The sequence below is a fragment of the Leminorella grimontii genome (assembly GCF_039789245.1).
In the GTDB taxonomy this organism is placed as follows: Bacteria; Pseudomonadota; Gammaproteobacteria; order Enterobacterales; family Enterobacteriaceae; genus Leminorella; species Leminorella grimontii.
In genome coordinates this window covers 2,696,695-2,712,859 of the sequence record NZ_CP146357.1, presented here as the reverse complement: position 1 = coordinate 2,712,859, position 16,165 = coordinate 2,696,695, and the positions used below count along the sequence as shown (strand labels likewise).

General features: G+C 50.4%; 16 protein-coding genes. 8 read left to right on the top strand and 8 right to left on the bottom strand.

The features are described 5' to 3' along the window. Positions 1–197 precede the first annotated feature (197 nt). Entirely contained in the window at positions 198–689 is a 492-nt protein-coding gene (locus V8L73_RS12635) for a YajQ family cyclic di-GMP-binding protein (RefSeq protein ID WP_027275976.1), read from the top strand. A 54-nt stretch (positions 690–743) separates the two neighbouring features. On the opposite strand, the gene V8L73_RS12630 is transcribed toward V8L73_RS12635, so the two are convergent. Continuing rightward, on the bottom strand, positions 744–1,550 hold the full coding sequence (locus V8L73_RS12630) for a hypothetical protein (protein WP_347253140.1): 807 nt from the start codon (positions 1,548–1,550) through the stop codon (positions 744–746). A 603-nt stretch (positions 1,551–2,153) separates the two neighbouring features. Between V8L73_RS12630 and V8L73_RS12625 the strand changes: the two genes are divergently transcribed. Genes V8L73_RS12625 through V8L73_RS12615 form a run of 3 tightly spaced genes read left to right on the top strand, consistent with a single transcriptional unit; the run spans position 2,154 to position 5,145 of the window. Continuing rightward, positions 2,154–2,573 (top strand): tripartite tricarboxylate transporter TctB family protein, encoded by a 420-nt coding sequence (locus V8L73_RS12625; protein ID WP_027275977.1) that lies wholly within the window; start codon positions 2,154–2,156, stop codon positions 2,571–2,573. A gap of 12 nt (positions 2,574–2,585) precedes the next feature. After that, positions 2,586–4,106, top strand: a complete 1,521-nt coding sequence (locus tag V8L73_RS12620; protein ID WP_027275978.1) for a tripartite tricarboxylate transporter permease — start codon at positions 2,586–2,588, stop codon at positions 4,104–4,106. Between the two features lie 37 nt (positions 4,107–4,143). Beyond that, the gene (locus tag V8L73_RS12615; RefSeq protein WP_347253139.1) at positions 4,144–5,145 is read left to right on the top strand and encodes a tripartite tricarboxylate transporter substrate binding protein; all 1,002 of its coding nucleotides are present in this window, start codon (positions 4,144–4,146) and stop codon (positions 5,143–5,145) included. A gap of 62 nt (positions 5,146–5,207) precedes the next feature. Here the strand turns inward: V8L73_RS12615 and V8L73_RS12610 are convergent, their stop codons facing one another. Continuing rightward, a complete protein-coding gene (locus tag V8L73_RS12610) occupies positions 5,208–5,528 on the bottom strand; it encodes a hypothetical protein (protein ID WP_347253138.1) in 321 nt (106 codons plus the stop codon). Positions 5,529–5,637: 109 nt separating this feature from the next. Here V8L73_RS12610 and V8L73_RS12605 point away from each other — a divergent pair, with 109 nt between their 5' ends. From V8L73_RS12605 to V8L73_RS12590, 4 genes are all read left to right on the top strand, one after another. Beyond that, positions 5,638–6,276, top strand: a complete 639-nt coding sequence (locus V8L73_RS12605) for a hypothetical protein (protein WP_261832216.1) — start codon at positions 5,638–5,640, stop codon at positions 6,274–6,276. Positions 6,277–6,540: 264 nt separating this feature from the next. Continuing rightward, positions 6,541–6,996, top strand: coding sequence for a hypothetical protein (locus tag V8L73_RS12600; protein ID WP_347253137.1), 456 nt, complete (start codon positions 6,541–6,543; stop codon positions 6,994–6,996). 342 nt (positions 6,997–7,338) lie between these two features. Next, on the top strand, positions 7,339–8,127 hold the full coding sequence (locus V8L73_RS12595) for a hypothetical protein (RefSeq protein WP_347253136.1): 789 nt from the start codon (positions 7,339–7,341) through the stop codon (positions 8,125–8,127). A gap of 183 nt (positions 8,128–8,310) precedes the next feature. Further along, positions 8,311–8,799: an SMI1/KNR4 family protein gene (locus V8L73_RS12590; protein WP_347253135.1), complete on the top strand. Its 489-nt coding sequence runs from the start codon at positions 8,311–8,313 to the stop codon at positions 8,797–8,799. A gap of 172 nt (positions 8,800–8,971) precedes the next feature. Here the strand turns inward: V8L73_RS12590 and V8L73_RS12585 are convergent, their stop codons facing one another. From V8L73_RS12585 to araH, 6 genes are all read right to left on the bottom strand, one after another. Beyond that, entirely contained in the window at positions 8,972–9,940 is a 969-nt protein-coding gene (locus V8L73_RS12585) for an ABC transporter permease (protein WP_027275980.1), read from the bottom strand. Beyond that, positions 9,937–10,917 (bottom strand): ABC transporter permease, encoded by a 981-nt coding sequence (locus V8L73_RS12580; protein ID WP_027275981.1) that lies wholly within the window; start codon positions 10,915–10,917, stop codon positions 9,937–9,939. Before V8L73_RS12580 ends, V8L73_RS12585 begins: the two co-directional genes overlap by 4 nt. Next, positions 10,910–12,391 (bottom strand): sugar ABC transporter ATP-binding protein, encoded by a 1,482-nt coding sequence (locus V8L73_RS12575; protein WP_027275982.1) that lies wholly within the window; start codon positions 12,389–12,391, stop codon positions 10,910–10,912. Before V8L73_RS12575 ends, V8L73_RS12580 begins: the two co-directional genes overlap by 8 nt. A gap of 116 nt (positions 12,392–12,507) precedes the next feature. Further along, the gene (locus V8L73_RS12570) at positions 12,508–13,440 is read right to left on the bottom strand and encodes an autoinducer 2 ABC transporter substrate-binding protein (protein WP_373876175.1); all 933 of its coding nucleotides are present in this window, start codon (positions 13,438–13,440) and stop codon (positions 12,508–12,510) included. A 709-nt stretch (positions 13,441–14,149) separates the two neighbouring features. Continuing rightward, positions 14,150–15,052, bottom strand: a complete 903-nt coding sequence (gene araC / locus V8L73_RS12565; protein ID WP_261832204.1) for an arabinose operon transcriptional regulator AraC — start codon at positions 15,050–15,052, stop codon at positions 14,150–14,152. Positions 15,053–15,155: 103 nt separating this feature from the next. Beyond that, entirely contained in the window at positions 15,156–16,160 is a 1,005-nt protein-coding gene (gene araH / locus V8L73_RS12560) for an L-arabinose ABC transporter permease AraH (protein WP_347253134.1), read from the bottom strand. Positions 16,161–16,165: the final 5 nt, after the last annotated feature.

Here is a 16,165-nt window from a genome sequence, read left to right as displayed (position 1 = left end):
CTCCCTCAAGAGTGTGTTTACGTTTGTCATTACAATTATGACACGGGTGCTGGAGAGTGACAATTTAGAATCGAAAGGGGATATTACGATTTGAGCTTAATTGATATGGCCCGATATTTTGCAGGCGAGGCGATAACGGTTATCATGCACAAATTACCTATGATGAAAAGCGTCACGTGACGAAAAAGGAAGAGAGTATGCCATCTTTTGATATTGTTTCTGAAATCGATATGCCGGAAGTGCGCAACGGCGTTGAGAACGCCACCCGCGATCTGACTAACCGCTGGGACTTTCGCAACGTCCCGGCCAGCTTTGAGCTGAATGAAAAGAATGAAACCATCAAGGTTGCCAGCGAGTCCGAATTCCAGGTGCAGCAGCTGCTGGACATCCTGCGCGACAAGCTGGCCAAGCGCGGCATCGACGGCGCGGCGCTGGACATCCCCGAACAGATGGACCACAGCGGCAAAACCTACAGCGTCGAGGTCAAGCTTAAGCAGGGCATCGAAAGCGAGATGGCCAAAAAGCTGGTGAAGCTGATTAAAGACAGCAAGCTCAAAGTGCAGGCCCAAATTCAGGGCGATCAGGTGCGCGTTACCGGCAAGGCCCGCGATGACCTTCAGGGCGTAATTGCGCTGGTGAGGGGCGCCGAGTTGGGGCAGCCGTTCCAGTTCAACAACTTCCGCGATTAACCTTTCGATCGGGCCCCGCCGTATCGGCGGGGCCGTCTAAGCCTTCCTGCTCCGTCAGTTGTAGTCGTTGCCGTCTATCAGATCGCTATCGCCAATATTGCAAACCAGCCTGTCGGGGAAATTTTGGTCAAGCGTCGCTTCCAGGTTCAGGTATTCGCCGTTTTTCTCCACCTTCTGGCCGGGAAGAATACAGTTGACGGATCGAGATCTAAACAGGCTGCTGCCTCCGTCCCGCTCCGGGCGTTCGCGCAGGGCGGACAGCGTAACCTTGAGCGTAAAATCGTCGGCCAATTGCCACTCTTTCAGCGGCGCCATTTCATAGGCGAAGACTTCAATAGAGCGGCTGGAGGTGAAGTAGCCGTAGGCCTTTTCCAAGTGCGTTATCGGCTGGAAATAGGCGACCTCAACCGTATTTTTTCCCTTGAACACTTTCCCCGTGAAAGAGGCGCGATAAAGCGACAACACGGCGGCGCATTCGGACGCTGACCAGCAGCGATTCCAGTATGACGGATCCGGTGCTTCAGGCGCGTCTCTTTCTAACGTAACTTTTGCCGCGCTGTATTTACCGGCAACCTTCGCCTCAACGGGGGTGTTTGCCGGCATGATAAAGGCAAAATCCAAGGTGGCGTCAGCGCTTGACGTGATGTGATAAACCGCCTCAACCCAGCATCTGTCATAGTCGCAGTCGACGTCCAGCGTCTCTGACTGTACGACCAGCTGCGGCATTGGCTTTTGCCCCTGTGGCAATGTCAGGGGAGAAGAAGGAAGTTCGATATGGTTGATCGCCGCACGCATATTTGCCCATGCGCCCGAGGCGAATGCCAGAATGAAAACGGCCAACGCGGCCTTTGATTTATACATACGAGAGTCCTTTCTTCATTAGTTGCTTCGGATTTTGTCGGTTTGAAGCCATTTTATATCAATTGACGCGCTGTGGCTTTACTCGCGTTCGTTCGTAAATCAATAAGCTTTTTTGCATAAATGTCGGCGTTTACTACAGGGAAATTTATTTTCCTTAGCAATGCTTACTCCTGTTTTCTAGTTAAACAAAAGAACAAAAAAAGATCATAAGATTATTGTCGGCGCTGGCGACGAGTAAGCGGCGATCTCTCTCAAGCAATAACCGTTTCAGCGCACATTTCTCCCCTTCTAAAGATTAAAACTTAGACATGAAGCACAGCTTTTGACAATGCCATGTTGAATTAATGTGAATTAAAAGGTAGTTTTCAGACCATTCTTGGTTGCTCATATGATATTTAATTGAACATATGATGCATGGTGGGATGCAGAGTAATGCACAGATGTACTGTGTGAATGCAATGAAACCATTCTGAGAGAAAGGCGTCGAGCCCGACGCGCCCGGACGTTCTGAACGCAATGTTTTTATAAATAATTTCTACCAATAAAAAGCAAGTTTCCCCCTTCCTTTGGGGCGTCTGGTTTTACCTTCTGTGAGGAAATCGTATGAAACAATATTACGTCATACCGACTCTTCTTTCCCTGCTGGCTTTGTTTTGGATGTATATGGGCGTCACCGCCTATGAAGTATGGGATGAGGGGCCCGGAGGCGGATTTATGCCGCTGATTGCTGGCGGGGTTTTGCTGGTTTTCAGCGTCGTCAGCCTGATTAAAGTCGACTTCGTCTCTCTACATCATTCTCTATACGCTCTGATGCCCGTGGCGATCGTTGCGGCGCTGATTGGCGCTATTCCTATTGTCGGCACGTTTCCCGCGCTGTTTATCATGCTGCTGCTTTGGTTAGCGTTGCTTGCCGGCTATTCGTGGCGCTTCTCGTTTGTGGTGTCGGCGGGCGTGCTGGTGGTCGTTTGGCTGATCTTCAGGCTGTGGTTGAGCGTGCCGTTTCCCACCGGCCTGTTTTACTAAAGGAGGCACGGCATGTCGGACATTTTTTCCTCTCTTGGCATGGGCTTTGGCGTAGCGCTTCAGCCGTATAACATCATGATGGCCGCCGTCGGCGCGATGATGGGGCTTATCGTAGGCGCAATGCCGGGCATCGGCTCGCTGGCGGGCGTAGCGCTGCTGCTGCCGTTGACGTTTAAGCTTGACCCCAGCGCGGGCATTATCATGCTGGCGGCGCTTTACTACGCCAACATGTACGGCGGATCGTTCAGCGCCATTCTGTTGAACATCCCAGGCGATTCTCCCGCCGTGATGACCGCCATCGACGGCTATAAGCTGACGCAGAAAGGCCGGGCGGGAAAGGCGCTGCTGACTGCGATTATCGCCTCTTTTACCGGCGGCACCGTCGGCATCGTTATCCTGACGTTCCTTGGCCCCGGCCTGGCCGACGTCGGCCTGAGGTTCGGCCCCGCCGAAATGACCATGATTATTCTGATGGCGCTAACCTCTATCGGCTGGGTGCTGGGCGACAATCCGGTCAAGGGGCTGGTGACGACCGGCTTAGGCCTGCTGTTAGCCACCGTGGGCGTAGATCTGTCGACGGGGGCGTCGCGCTATTCCTTTGGCGTACCGGAGCTGATGAGCGGCGTCAGCTTTATTCCGCTGGTGATCGGCATGTTCGGCTTTTCCCAGGTGATGCTGCTGATGCGCGACATGAGGCGCGGCGAAGCCGACGAAGCGCCAAAGGAAGAGGGCGTTGTTCAACAAAAGCTGACGATAAAAAACAGCCTGCTGGATAAAAGCGAAGTCAAGGAGGTGGTGCCCACCGCCGTGAAAACCGGGCTGTTCGGCACCTTTATCGGCGTGCTGCCCGGCGCGGGCGCGACGATGGCGGCATTTCTTTCCTATATCGTTGAGAAAAAAACCAACGGTCGCCGCGGCGCGGAAATGGGGCGCGGCGCGCTGGTGGGCGTCGCCGCCCCAGAGGCGGGCAATAACGCGGCTGCGGCGGGGGCGTTTGCACCGCTGCTGTCGCTAGGCATTCCCGGCTCCGGCACTACGGCGGTGCTGCTGGGCGGGCTGATGATGTGGGGGCTGCGCCCCGGCCCGCTGCTGTTCAGCGAAAGCCCTGAGTTTGCCTGGGGGCTGATAGCGTCGATGTACGTAGGGAACATCATATGTGTCTTTATCGCCATTCTGATTATCCCGTTTCTAATGAATATATTGCGCGTTCCCCGCCGCCTGATCGTCGCTATTATCACCGTAGTTTGCGTGGTGGGCTCCTACAGCGTCGGTAACAGCCTGTTTGACGTAGGGTTGATGTTGGCGGCGGGCGTGGTTGGCTACTATCTGGCGCTGTACAACTATCCGATTGCGCCGCTGCTGCTGGCCTTTGTACTGGCGCCGATTCTGGAAAAATCGTTTACCGCATCGTTTGAAATCTCGGGCGGCAGCCCGGCGATTTTCATTCAAAGCCCGATAGCGGCGACCTTTCTGGCGATCACGGTGCTGATTTGCCTGATCCCGATACTGAAAAAAGCAATTATTCGACGGTAACAATACGGCTTACCCGTACACCCTATGGAGTGTGATTATGAAAAATGACGTAATGAAAAAAACGTGGCTCTCTTCCTCCCGCATGGCGCTGGCTTCGGCGCTGGCATTAACGGCCTGCCTGTCCTTCCCCGCCTCGGCGTGGGAGCCGACGGCGGACGTCGAGTTTATCGTTCCCTCCGCGCCCGGCGGCGGCAGCGATCTAAACGCCAGAACGATAGCCGACATCGCCAGGCAGGAAAACCTGATCTCCAAGAACATTATGGTGGTCAACAAGCCCGGTGGTTCCGGCGCGGTCTCTTTTTCCTATATGAATAAGAAAAAGGGCGACGACAATACGCTGATGGTGCTGCACAGCGGCCAAGATCTCGGCTCTTACGTGCTGGACTGGGACGTGAAGGGGAAAGACCTCAGCTACATCGGCATCGTCGCGTTTGACGACATGGTGCTGTGCGCCGTGGCGGGCTCGGAATATACCGATATCAAACAGCTGATAGAAAAAAGCAAAACCCAGCGCATCACCTATGGCGGCTCGCAAAAGGGCAACGGCGATCACCTGTCGTTTCTGATGATGAATAAGAACACCGGCTCGGACTTCAAGTACGTGATGTTCAACAGCGCCGGCGAAGTCACCTCCGCCATGCTGGGCGGGCACGTCAACATCGGCATCTTCAACCCTAGCGAATGCATCGCCCAGGCCAGAGCCGGGAAGTTCGTCCCGCTGGCGACCTTTTCGGACCAGCGCCTGACCGGCGAATTCGCCAACACCCCCACGTTTAAAGAGCTCGGCTATCCGCAGTTGGTATTAAGAGAAGCCCGCGCCATCGCCGGCCCTCCGGGCATGTCGGCAGAAGCGGTCGCCTACTACGAGCAGCTGCTGAAGAAAGTGACCGAGACGCCGCAGTGGAAAACCAACTACATCGAGAAAAACTTCCTCACCCCGGTGTTTGTCGACGCCAAAGGCACCAAAGAGTATTTCCTTAGGGAGTCCGAAGGCGCGATGGAGAGGTTTGTTGCGGATGGATTGATTAAGAAGAAGTAGCGCGGTTTTTCGTAGTTGATTCGAAAGTAAAACGGCGGGCTTTGCCCGCCGTACGCTTACCCTCAATACAAACGGCCTCCCGGCCGAGCACTATAGTGATATAAGCAGGGCATATTTACGGCCGGAATATCCACAGAAGCTGATTTGACGGCTTTACCATAAGAAGACGGGCGCTTTGCCCGCTGCACCCCCAGAGCCAATGCAAATATGCCCTCCCAACTGTACTTAATGACCCGATAGGCTTGGCCGGTGGCTTGAATTTGCGAATCCATCAGCCCAACTAAAGTAGCCATAGACGTAATATCAAAACCAAAAGGGAAGCTATCACAAATAGGAACGCTGATGAGCGATGAGATTATTAATTCTGATAAATTCTCTGTCATTTTGCGCGTGGCAAACTATAAAATAGGCCCGGAATAAGATGTAACAAATATTGGTGTTATAGTTGTAAGAGATTTAGATATTTAATTCTGACACTGAGGAGCCTGTAATATGAGTAGATCTATATCAGCCAGTGTATTAAACAATAGTTGTAAATCAGATGATTTTTGTTCATTGCTTGAGCAAATCGGTGGACAGAGAAATGGAAAAAAAGAATATGCTTTTGAAATAAAAGGAAAATATATATGGCTATTCTATACTGAAGATAAGAGTAGTGTTATACGAGAAATAGAATTAAAGCTATCTTCAACTCACGATAACTATAATTCCGCAATTGATTTAATAAAAATAATATCAGTTAATATGGAACTATTAATTGATGTCGTTGGTGAAAAGAAATTTTCTCTGAATGAATTCTGTTTAATAAAAGACCTGAGTAGAAGTAATTTTGAGCCCGATGATGAATTTTTTATTTTCAGTCAAAGGGTTGTCGTTTGCTTAAAGAGTTGGGAATGCGCACAAAAAAATAAAGAATACATTGATTGCATGTGGACAGGTATTGTTAATGTAAATAATAATACACGCTGTTTAGATTTTTCTTTAGCAAAGGGCGGTTTTTATAAAAAAGACGAAGATGCATTGCTGAGAATTTTTGATTTTATTGCAGAGTTATCGGAGATTGATATTTATGCCACAGTTAGATTTTATCTAAAAAATAAGCATATAGATTTGCTATATGATATATATTGATAATTGATTCGTTCAAATGCTCAGTCAAGATTCATCACTGCCATTTTATCTGGATTTTCTATGTTAGCAGCGTAACATCTTTACTCACTCAGTAACTAGGAGGAGATGTTTTATGGACAAACAAAACATCTATTACTGCGATGCAGCAGATTCGAATGCAAAGAGTGGTGATCACGCATGTTTAGACGCGCATCTTCAAATCCATCTCTATGGTGGGAAAATCATAAGAGTTTTCTTTACGAAGAAAGAGAAATAAGGCGAACTATGGAAAAAATCACTCCTTACAATCCTTTTCCCTATGGTTTTAGATGTGACACCCTCTACGGAAGAAAACAAAGTTATTGTGAAATTGAGTTAGGAAATGGATTCACAAGATTTATTGTTATACATTCAAAACCTTATCGAAGTGACAAGGAAAGAGAAGACCAACTTATTGCTGACGGTTATTCTACAATGGAAAGTTTCTATCCAGAAATAGAAAGGTTGGGTTATACCCCAGATGAAAATATAATATTTTGGTTATATAATGTTTTTGTCGATGATATAGAAACAATATACCTTGAAGACTCCGATTCAGAAGTGTATGCAGAACACGCCATAAACTGTAAATTATTCTGTTTTGATGATTTTTATAAGTGCATGGATTTTTTAAAAGAAGAATATTCCGTTGAACCAGAGGATTTTAGACCACAATGGGATACTAATTACCCACGCTACTAAGGCTTTTGTTCTTTAGTAAAATAGTATTAATGAGGTAAGGATCGCGAATTGGTTATATGAACGGCGAGGGCCGCCTGTGGCAGGGTAACGGAGAAGGTGATACTCTAAAAGAGATTATCAGTGCGACCTGGCGGGTACCAACAGAATAGATTATGGACGATAGGTATTACATCATGAATGCCAAACAGTTAAAGTTTTTCTTGGTTTCAAAGGGCTTTTCCAGAGTAACGGATGCCAATTATATGAGAACAAAAGATGGCTTTATAAATTGCATTAATGTTAGTTAGTATCACAGGTCACTGAGTGAGATGAAGTGCTATAACCAGATAGTTGAGGTAAAGTATGTATAACGGGATTGCATTATATGGAACAGAGAGTATTTCCTCATCTTTAGCCCTAGAAATAGGGATATCATTCTTTAACTCAATGAATATTAAAATTTCCTCTGCCGGATATACTAAGTACCTAAAAAAAGGCGATCATAAAGGAGACCATAAAACTATCGATATATCACTTTCAACGTTAAAGAGTAAAATTAATAGCGGTGAAAAAATGTCTTTCAGAATATACAATGAAGATAAAAATCAACTCCCTTGGTTAGCATCCTTTGCTTATTCAACCAACGAGTTCGGCAACTTTTATCATATTGATATGCAGAGCCCACTTCAAGATAAAGAGAGAATCTTAGATTTTATAAGGAATTTTCTTAGTAAAATAACCTTTTCTTATGGAATTGTATATTCGTACAATAAAACGACTAGCGCATACTTTTACTCATTTGGCGGAAATTTATTAACGAAATATACCAATGAAAACCCTTCGGCATTCCAAGAGGAAACACCAGGGGAACTTCCTGGAAGTGAACGTTACAAGGATTCAATGTTAAGAATGATTTACCCAATAAACATTATAAATGAAGATCACCTCCAAATTGATGTCAAAGGAAAAACCCTTAACGAGTGGATATTAAGTAATGAATGCCATGGGAAACTTGAAAGACTAAATGAAAAATTATGGTTATGGATTGTTGATGAAAATATTCTAGATGATTTAAATAACTACTGTGGCGAAGCTGGAATATTAATTGCTTGGGAGTTAAAGGCTAAAAAAAGAAAGCCTAAGTTACCTTAAAAGTATTGTCATCTTGTTTGACGTATGTTGTTATTTCAGGCGGTATATGTCTATCTCGGACAACGTAAACACCAGTATGAATAGAATGGTAAGCGTCGACTGGTACGCTGTACGTCACTATGACGACGAGGGCTTTCCTCACTACGTTTATATCCGCGCCTGACGCTTTTTAAGGCAAATAGTATGGAAAAAATAGATTTATTGCTTGATATGATTACTAGTGATAATAGCTGTGTCGCGTATCCCCCCATCGGGAGGTTACCTGAGCTATCAGGGCGAATGTTAAAAATTCCTGATGATGTTTCTTATTTTTATAGTAAATGTAATGGCGTAGAACTGTTTATTCATGGAAATCGTATGGTTTCATTTTCAATTTTACCGCAAGATGAAATACTTCAGTCGAATATGACTATTGTAGGTGAGCCATGTGAAGATGATATATCCTCCTCATGGTATTTAATTGGAAAAACAGATAATAATGATTATTTATCCATAGACTTATCGCTTGAAAGAAATGGACGCTGTTATGATAGCAATTATGAAATCCATGGCGTTGCCGGTAGTTGTCCAATAATAGCACTGAGTTTTACGGAGTTATTAACAGAGTTATATAACTCAGGCGGTAACGATCTTTATTGGAAAAATAAAAGTTACGGTGATGCTTATGATTAAATATATATGCTAGGAAGTTCCCGCCGTCTTTGTCGTTATTTATGATTTTATGCTAGATTATATAGTTACAAAGCCCTCCCGGCCGAAATATCCATAAAAGCCAATTTGGCCGAATCACCATAAAAAAACGGCGGGCCACGCCCGCCGCTCTCTCAATACTCAATCAACCAACTCACTTCGCCTTAGCAAACATCCCCGAAAGATTAACCCCCTTCAGGAAGATAAACGCCAGCAGCAGTCCGCCCCAGAGCGCCATCGTGATATAGCTGCTCACGCCCAGAATGTTCAGGCCGCTTTCCAGCATTTGCAGCAGGATAAGCGCCATCACCATGCCGAACACTTTGCCGAAGCCGCCGTCCGGGTTCACTCCGCCCAGTACTGCCGCCAGGATGGACACTAGCAGATAGGATTCACCGTAGGACGCCTTGGCGGAGTTGAGCTTGGACATCATCAACAGCCCGGCAATCACGCACAGCACGGAAGAGAGGATATAAACCCAAATCAGCGTTTTGCGCGTGTTGATGCCGGAGTAGTGGCTGGCCTGCTCGTTAGAGCCGATAAGGTAGATAGTGCGGCCAAAGGCGGACTTCTCCAAAATCACCCACATCACGGCGACTACCGCCAAAAACACCAGCAGCGGCGTAGGAATGCCGAAAAGGCTTGAGCTGTTGATGACCAGCACGTAGTCCGGGAAGTTGGAAATCGCCGAGCCTTTGGAGATAAGGATGTTGACGCCGTTAAGCAGCGTCATGATGCCAAGCGTCGCCAGAATCGGCGATACCCGAACAACCGCGATTAGGAAGCCGTTGATAAAGCCGATGACCATCGCCATGGCGAGGCCCGCCAGCAGCATCATGGTCATGCCTATGGCGTCCGGCGCGTAGTGGGTCGCGACCCACGCCATCACCAGCGCACAGGCGTTCATGGTGGCGATAATCGACAGGTTGATGCCGCCGGTCAGCATCGTGACCGCCATGGCCAGCGCCAGCACGCCGAGCACCGGCATCTGGGAGGCGATGGACTGGAAGTTGGCCGCTGACCAAAATACGCCGGGAATAAGGAAGCTGAAGGCGACGACGGTCGCGCCAATCAGCAGGCTTAGGTAAATTTCTACGTTGTCTTTGACTTTTCTGCCGCTCATAGCGCAACTCCCTGACTTTTGCGCTGGCTCCAGGCCGTCATGCTGATGCTGACGACGATGACCAGACCGGTAACGACGGTATGCCAGTAAGAGGAGATACCGAGCAGGTTAAGGCCGTTTTGCAGCACGGCCAAAAGGATGACCCCCAGCAGGGTGCCAAGCAGCGTGCCGCGCCCGCCGACGATGCTGGTGCCGCCCAGCACGACGGCGGCGAGCACCGTCAGCTCGTAGCCGAGCAGCGAATCGGGCGCGACGGTCAGTACGGTGGCGGACTGAACTACGCCCGCCACGCCGGACATCAGCCCCATATAGCCATAAACGAACAATTGCAGCTTCAGAATGCCAAAGCCCATGCGGGAGGCGGCCTCTTTGTTGCCGCCCATCGCATAGATAGTGCGGCCGATGCTGGTTTTATTCATGATGATGCCGGTCAGCGCCACTACGGCGATCACCGTCAGGATCTGCAGGCTCAGCCCGTAGTCGTAGCCGTCGGCGGCGGTGAACTTGAACAGCATCACGCCGTGCTCAAACCATTCCGGATAGCTGTACAGCCAAACGCCCTTGGTTAGATACAAAAGCAGGCCGTAGAAAATGTTCAGCGTAGAGATGGTGATGATGATGGACGGTACGTTCAGCCGGTTGACCAGCAGGGCGTTGACCAGCCCCAGCAGCAGGCCAATGCCGCCGCTTAGCGCAAACGCCAGCGCGAAGTTGCCGGTGGTGTTTTGAATTAACGTCACCATCACGTACTGAGAGATGATGGTCATCGCGGGGAACGAAATGTCGATGCCGCCGGAGATCAAAACGATAAACAGCCCGCAGGCCAGGATGGTCAACATCGCGTAGTTGTTGACCAGATCGTAAACGTTGCCCAGCGTCAGAAAGTCCGGGCTTGCAAACGAGAGATAGCCGCCGATGACGAGGATCGTCAGGCCGAGAAACATCTCGTGCTTTTTAATGCCTAATTTGTTAACCATTCACTACCTCTGCCAGCGCGGCTTCCGTGGTTTCTCCCGGTAGGAACTCCGACGTCAGCTCGCCTTTACGCATCACCAGGATCCGGTGGCTGTTAAAGAACGCCTCGTCGATTTCGTCGGTAATCATCAGCACGGCGATGCCGTTTTGCGAAAGCGCCGATACGATTTGGTAAATTCCCGCCTTGTTGGCGATGTCTACCCCAACGGTAGGGGAGTCGAGGATCAGCACCTTGGGCTTAATAGCCAGCCATTTAGCGATAGCGACGCGCTGGGCGTTGCCGCCCGACAGCGTGTTGACCGGAAGGTTTACGCTGCCGATTTTAATCGTCAGCTGTTTAACCAAGCCGTTGACCACCTCGTCGGACTTATTCTTGTCGATAAGCTTCAGCGCGGTTTTCAGGCGCGTCAGGATGGTGGAGATAATGTTGTCGTTGATGGACTGTTCCATCACTAGCCCGGTGCTCATGCGGTCTTCCGACACGTAGCCGATGCCGGCGTTGATGGCGTCGCGGTTGCTTGAGAAGCGAACCGGCTTGCCTTCCACCAGAATTTCGCCCGAATCGGGCGTGGTCAGGCCGAACAGGCTCATGCAAAGCTCGGTGCGCCCGGCGCCTAACAGGCCGGTAATGGCGACGATTTCGCCTTTATGCACGCGCAGGGAGACGTTTTGGTATTCGCTGCCGCGGCTTAAGTTTTTCACTTCCAGCGCGACGTCGCCCTGTTCTTTAATCGGCGGCAGGCACTCGTAGGAAAACGCCTGGCCGGTCATCAGGAACGCCAGCTTCTTGTTGTCTATCTCCGAAGCGGGATAGGTGCCGATAAGCTTACCGTCCTTCAGTACGGTAATGCGGTCGGAGATTTCCATCACTTCGTCCAGACGGTGGCTGACGAACACTACGCAGATGTTTCTTTTTTTCAGATCGTGGACGACCTGCAGCAGGCCCTTAACTTCCTGCATCGTCAGGGATGCGGTAGGTTCGTCCATGATGATAAGCTTGGCTTCCTGCGCCAGCGCCCGGCAGATGGCGACGATTTGCCGCTGGGCGATAGGCAGAGTTTCGACCGCCGCGTCCAGATCCAGCTGGGCGCCGATGCTTTTCATCGTGAGTTCGGCGACGCGGCGGATTTCGCGATTGTTGACCCAGGCCTTTTGGTGGTACTGATGGATGCCGATATTTTCAGCCACCGTCAGGTTGGGGAACAGGGAGAGATCCTGATAAATAACCTGAACGCCGGCCTTGACGGAGTCAACCGGGGACAGTCGGGAATAGGGGCGGCCGTCGATCTCGATGTTCGCGCCGTCGTCCGGCTGATAGACGCCGGAAATGATTTTTATCAGGGTCGACTTACCGCAGCCGTTCTGGCCGGCCAGACAGTGAACTTCTCCCGGCAGCAGGGTGAGCGCCAGGTTGTCCAGCGCCTTGACGCCGTAGAACGTCTTGCTGATATTCGCCAGTGAAATAAATGGCTTCATGACTACCTCTATGTGAACCAATTAACCCGCCAAGAACCGGTTTGTTTGGGCTCTTGAAACAGCAGAATGGCAAAAGCACCCGGCGCGGGTTAACGCCGGGTGCCTGCGATAAGACCTTAGTAGAGGCTGTCTACGTTGTCTTTGGTTACGCGCAGTACGTTATGGAACTTGATGATGCGCTTGTCCATGTCGACGTCGGCTTTGCCCAGGTTCGGGATTTCCAGATCCTTGGTGATTTCTTCGCCCTTAAGGATTTTGTTAGCCACGGCGGCCAGCGCATAGCCCGCTGTGCCCGGATCGTAGGTTACGCCCATGGTGATGTCACCGCTCTTGACCAGAGACGCCGCCTGAGACGGGATCATCATGCCGAAGACGAAGACTTTACCGCGTGCACGCTTCTCTTTTACCGCACGGCCTGCGCCGATCGGGCCTTGAGAACCGAACGCCACGACGCCCTTCATATCAGGGTGCGCCTTCATCAGGTCCAGCGTGGTACGACGAGCGTCGTCGATGTTTTCAGCCACCGGCATGCGGCTGGTGACTTCGTACATGTCAGGGTAGTGCGCTTTCTGGTACTTAACGAACAGATCGGCCCACAGGTTGTGCTGAGGCACGGTCAGGCCGCCAACGTAGATAACGTAGCCGCCTTTACCGCCCATGGCCTTCGCCATTTCTTCCACGTTATCGGCTGCGAACTTTTCGTTATCGATGATTTCAACGTCCCAGTTAGCAGAAGGCTGGCCCGGAGATTCGTTGGTCAGAACGACGATGCCCTGAGCGCGCGCCTTTTTAAATACCGGCTCAAGCACGTCGGCGTCGTTAGGCACGATGCTGATGGCAGAGACTTTCTTGGCGATCAGGTCTTCGATAATCTTAACCTGCTGCGGGGCGTCGGTGCTGGACGGGCCGACCTGATAGGCTTTGATGCCCAGATCTTTACCGGCCTTCTCTACGCCTTCGCCCATGCGGTTAAACCAGGGCATGCCGGCAATTTTAGAGATATTGACGACTTCAATCTCTTTTGCCATGGCTGAGGTGGCACAGACCATTAATCCCAGCACGCTTGCTGACAATAGGTTTTTTAAATTCATTTTACTCATCGCATACCTCTGCTTGGTGGTAAAAACAGGTTGGTTTAAGCGCCTATTCCATTACCTTTCGTGGATAGGCTCTAAAATAATAACGTATAAAAATGCAGCGCAACGCCGCTTTTCTCTTTTTTAAGACGCGCAATAAAAAGTGGTTAAAAGGTGAAAATCATCCATATTGGACGGGCTTCTCTATGTAATAGTTAGCTACAGAATCTTCACGTATCGAATGAAAAATCTACCGGCGTTGCTATCGCATCCTTTCTAAAATCCGATTAAACCGCCATTGCGCAAGAGGAATGTAGAGTTTTAAGGGCTAAATCGTTATGTACTTTTTTGTCGTAAATATGGATTCTAGCGCTGCTGTTTCAATTTGAGATATGGATCACAATTTGACGCTATTCCGATTGAAGCGCTACCGTTCCTCTATTTATCGCCCTTTCATTAAGTTTATAAAAAGTAAATACGTGAATAATAGTTTCACCGCTATCTTTTATTTTCTGGTCATCGAAATTAAATATATAGCCTTATATAAAAGCTGAAACGATAAAATAATCGAGATAATGTTGTTTTAGCCCAAAATATAATTAAAAAAAGTAAACCAGACTCTTTTCTATGAACATTTACAGCGGCCGCTTTAAAAAGCAACCGCTGTGGCCTATGGCTCGGTTTAAATGACGGCGTCTCGCTCAGCGGACGAGTACATGGTCAGCTCCAGGTTTCTGCGGCGAAAGTCGCTGGGGCTTACCCCAACGCGCTTGCGAAACACGCGGGAAAAGTAGAGCTGATCGTCGTAGCCGACGATGCGCCCAACGCTGGCGATGGACTCCTGCGTTGTTTGCAGCAGCAGCTTGGCGCGGATCACGCGCTGGTCTTCTCGCCAGCGCAGCATGTTGACGCCGACCTGCTCGCGAAACAGGTGCGCAAGCCGCGACGGCGACAGGCACACGTGGTTGGCGATGTCTTCGATACGCACGTCTTCCGACAGGTTGCTGGTCATGTATTGGCAGGCTTCGATGATCCTGGGGTCCATAATTTTCTGCGGCAGCTGCGGGTCTTCTTCAATGCAGCGCAGCAGCAGCCTTTCCAGCAGGTTCATGGCGAGTTCTTCCGACAGGCGGCGGCCCGACTGGTGGGTCTGCTCAATGGAGATAAATAGCTGCTCGAACTCTTCACGCAGGTCGTCCGTCGGCAGCGTCAGGCGGCCTATGCGGTTAGTCTGGCTGTACCACTCCAGCCAGTCTGCCCAGTAGGCGCGGGGGCGGAAGTAGATCCATCGGTGGTACCAGCACGAGCTGTTCGGCGAGCGGCCATAGTAGTGGGGCTCTTTGGGCTGAAACAGCAGCATGTCGCCGGGGTTGCAGTAGAAGGCGTCTTCTCCGTCAAGCACCTGCCCCTGGCCTTTGGTGGTCAGGTTCAGGATGTAGCCCTTCATGCCGTTAGGACGGTCGATGAAAAAGTCGAGCGGGCCGTCTTTTTCAATCGGCGTAAGCCCCGCAACCAGATAGGCGTTAAAAGCGTAGCCAGGCAGTAGGGGGTTTGGCTGTGAGTCTGAAGCGATTCGTTGATACACGCTTTCCTCCTGAGGCTGACGGTGTAGTTCTGGTATGGTTCCGTGTAGTAAAAATGGGCGCAAAAGCCGATAAGGGATTTTGCGCCATGGTCTAGTGTAACCTTTAGACCTTCTGTTTTGCCAACTGCTTGTAGCGGTCAAAGATAACCGCAGCGAGCAGGATCAGGCCGCGAACCACGTACTGGTAGAACGGCGAGATGTTCAGCAGGTTCATGGCGTTTTCGACCGTACCTAAAATCAGCACCCCAGCAATAACGTAGGAGATTTTGCCGATGCCGCCCTTGAGCGAAACGCCGCCCAGCACGCAGGCGGAGATAACGATAAGCTCATAGCCGATGGACGTCATGGGCTGGCCGCTGGTCATGCGGGAGGCCAGAATGATGCCGGCGGCCGCCGAGATAAGGCCGGTCAGAGCGAAGATAATAATCTTAGTGCGAACCACGGGCACGCCCGCCAGTCGAGCCGCTTCCTCGTTGCCGCCTACCGCCAGCGTATTTCGGCCGAAGGTGGTTTTATTTAGCAGGAAGCCGAACAGAATGAAGCAGACCAGCGTTATCCAAATCGGCACCGGAACGCTCAGCCAGCTGGTGTTGCCCAGTTCGAAAAAGCCTTCTTCTTCGATGCCGACCGCTTTACCGTCGGAGATAATATAGGCCAGCCCGCGGGCAATTTGCATAGTGGCGAGGGTCGTTATCAGGGCGTTGATCTTGAGCCGGGCGATAACGAAGCCGTTAAGCAGGCCGAAGGCTAAGCCTAGCAGCAGGCCGGCGCCGATGCCGAGGAGGATGCTTTCGGTGTGGTTAATCACCACGGCGGTGGTGACGCCCGCGCAGGCGATGACGGACGCGACCGACAGGTCGAAGTCGCCGGAGGCCAGGCAGAACAGCATGCCGCAGGCAACCATGCCCGACATGGAAATGGCAAGCCCCAGCCCGCGCATGTTGATCCAGGAGGCGAAGTTGGGCACAAAAATCATGCAGGCGATAAACAGGACGGCGAATACCACCAGCATGCCGTAGCTGTCCCAAATGCGGGAAAGGCTGATGGCTGAGGCTGAGCCCTGTTTTTTCACGTTGGCTGATGAGGGCGTAGACGTAGTTGTCGACATGACGA

Bases quoted from the DNA above. Each gene is read 5' to 3' on its own strand.
- V8L73_RS12635 (WP_027275976.1), top strand. From the start codon at position 198: ATGCCATCTTTTGATATTGTTTCTGAAATCGATATGCCGGAAGTGCGC.
- V8L73_RS12630 (WP_347253140.1), bottom strand. From the start codon at position 1,550: ATGTATAAATCAAAGGCCGCGTTGGCCGTTTTCATTCTGGCATTCGCC.
- V8L73_RS12625 (WP_027275977.1), top strand. From the start codon at position 2,154: ATGAAACAATATTACGTCATACCGACTCTTCTTTCCCTGCTGGCTTTG.
- V8L73_RS12620 (WP_027275978.1), top strand. From the start codon at position 2,586: ATGTCGGACATTTTTTCCTCTCTTGGCATGGGCTTTGGCGTAGCGCTT.
- V8L73_RS12615 (WP_347253139.1), top strand. From the start codon at position 4,144: ATGAAAAATGACGTAATGAAAAAAACGTGGCTCTCTTCCTCCCGCATG.
- V8L73_RS12610 (WP_347253138.1), bottom strand. From the start codon at position 5,528: ATGACAGAGAATTTATCAGAATTAATAATCTCATCGCTCATCAGCGTT.
- V8L73_RS12605 (WP_261832216.1), top strand. From the start codon at position 5,638: ATGAGTAGATCTATATCAGCCAGTGTATTAAACAATAGTTGTAAATCA.
- V8L73_RS12600 (WP_347253137.1), top strand. From the start codon at position 6,541: ATGGAAAAAATCACTCCTTACAATCCTTTTCCCTATGGTTTTAGATGT.
- V8L73_RS12595 (WP_347253136.1), top strand. From the start codon at position 7,339: ATGTATAACGGGATTGCATTATATGGAACAGAGAGTATTTCCTCATCT.
- V8L73_RS12590 (WP_347253135.1), top strand. From the start codon at position 8,311: ATGGAAAAAATAGATTTATTGCTTGATATGATTACTAGTGATAATAGC.
- V8L73_RS12585 (WP_027275980.1), bottom strand. From the start codon at position 9,940: ATGAGCGGCAGAAAAGTCAAAGACAACGTAGAAATTTACCTAAGCCTG.
- V8L73_RS12580 (WP_027275981.1), bottom strand. From the start codon at position 10,917: ATGGTTAACAAATTAGGCATTAAAAAGCACGAGATGTTTCTCGGCCTG.
- V8L73_RS12575 (WP_027275982.1), bottom strand. From the start codon at position 12,391: ATGAAGCCATTTATTTCACTGGCGAATATCAGCAAGACGTTCTACGGC.
- V8L73_RS12570 (WP_373876175.1), bottom strand. From the start codon at position 13,440: ATGGTCTGTGCCACCTCAGCCATGGCAAAAGAGATTGAAGTCGTCAAT.
- araH (WP_347253134.1), bottom strand. From the start codon at position 16,160: ATGTCGACAACTACGTCTACGCCCTCATCAGCCAACGTGAAAAAACAG.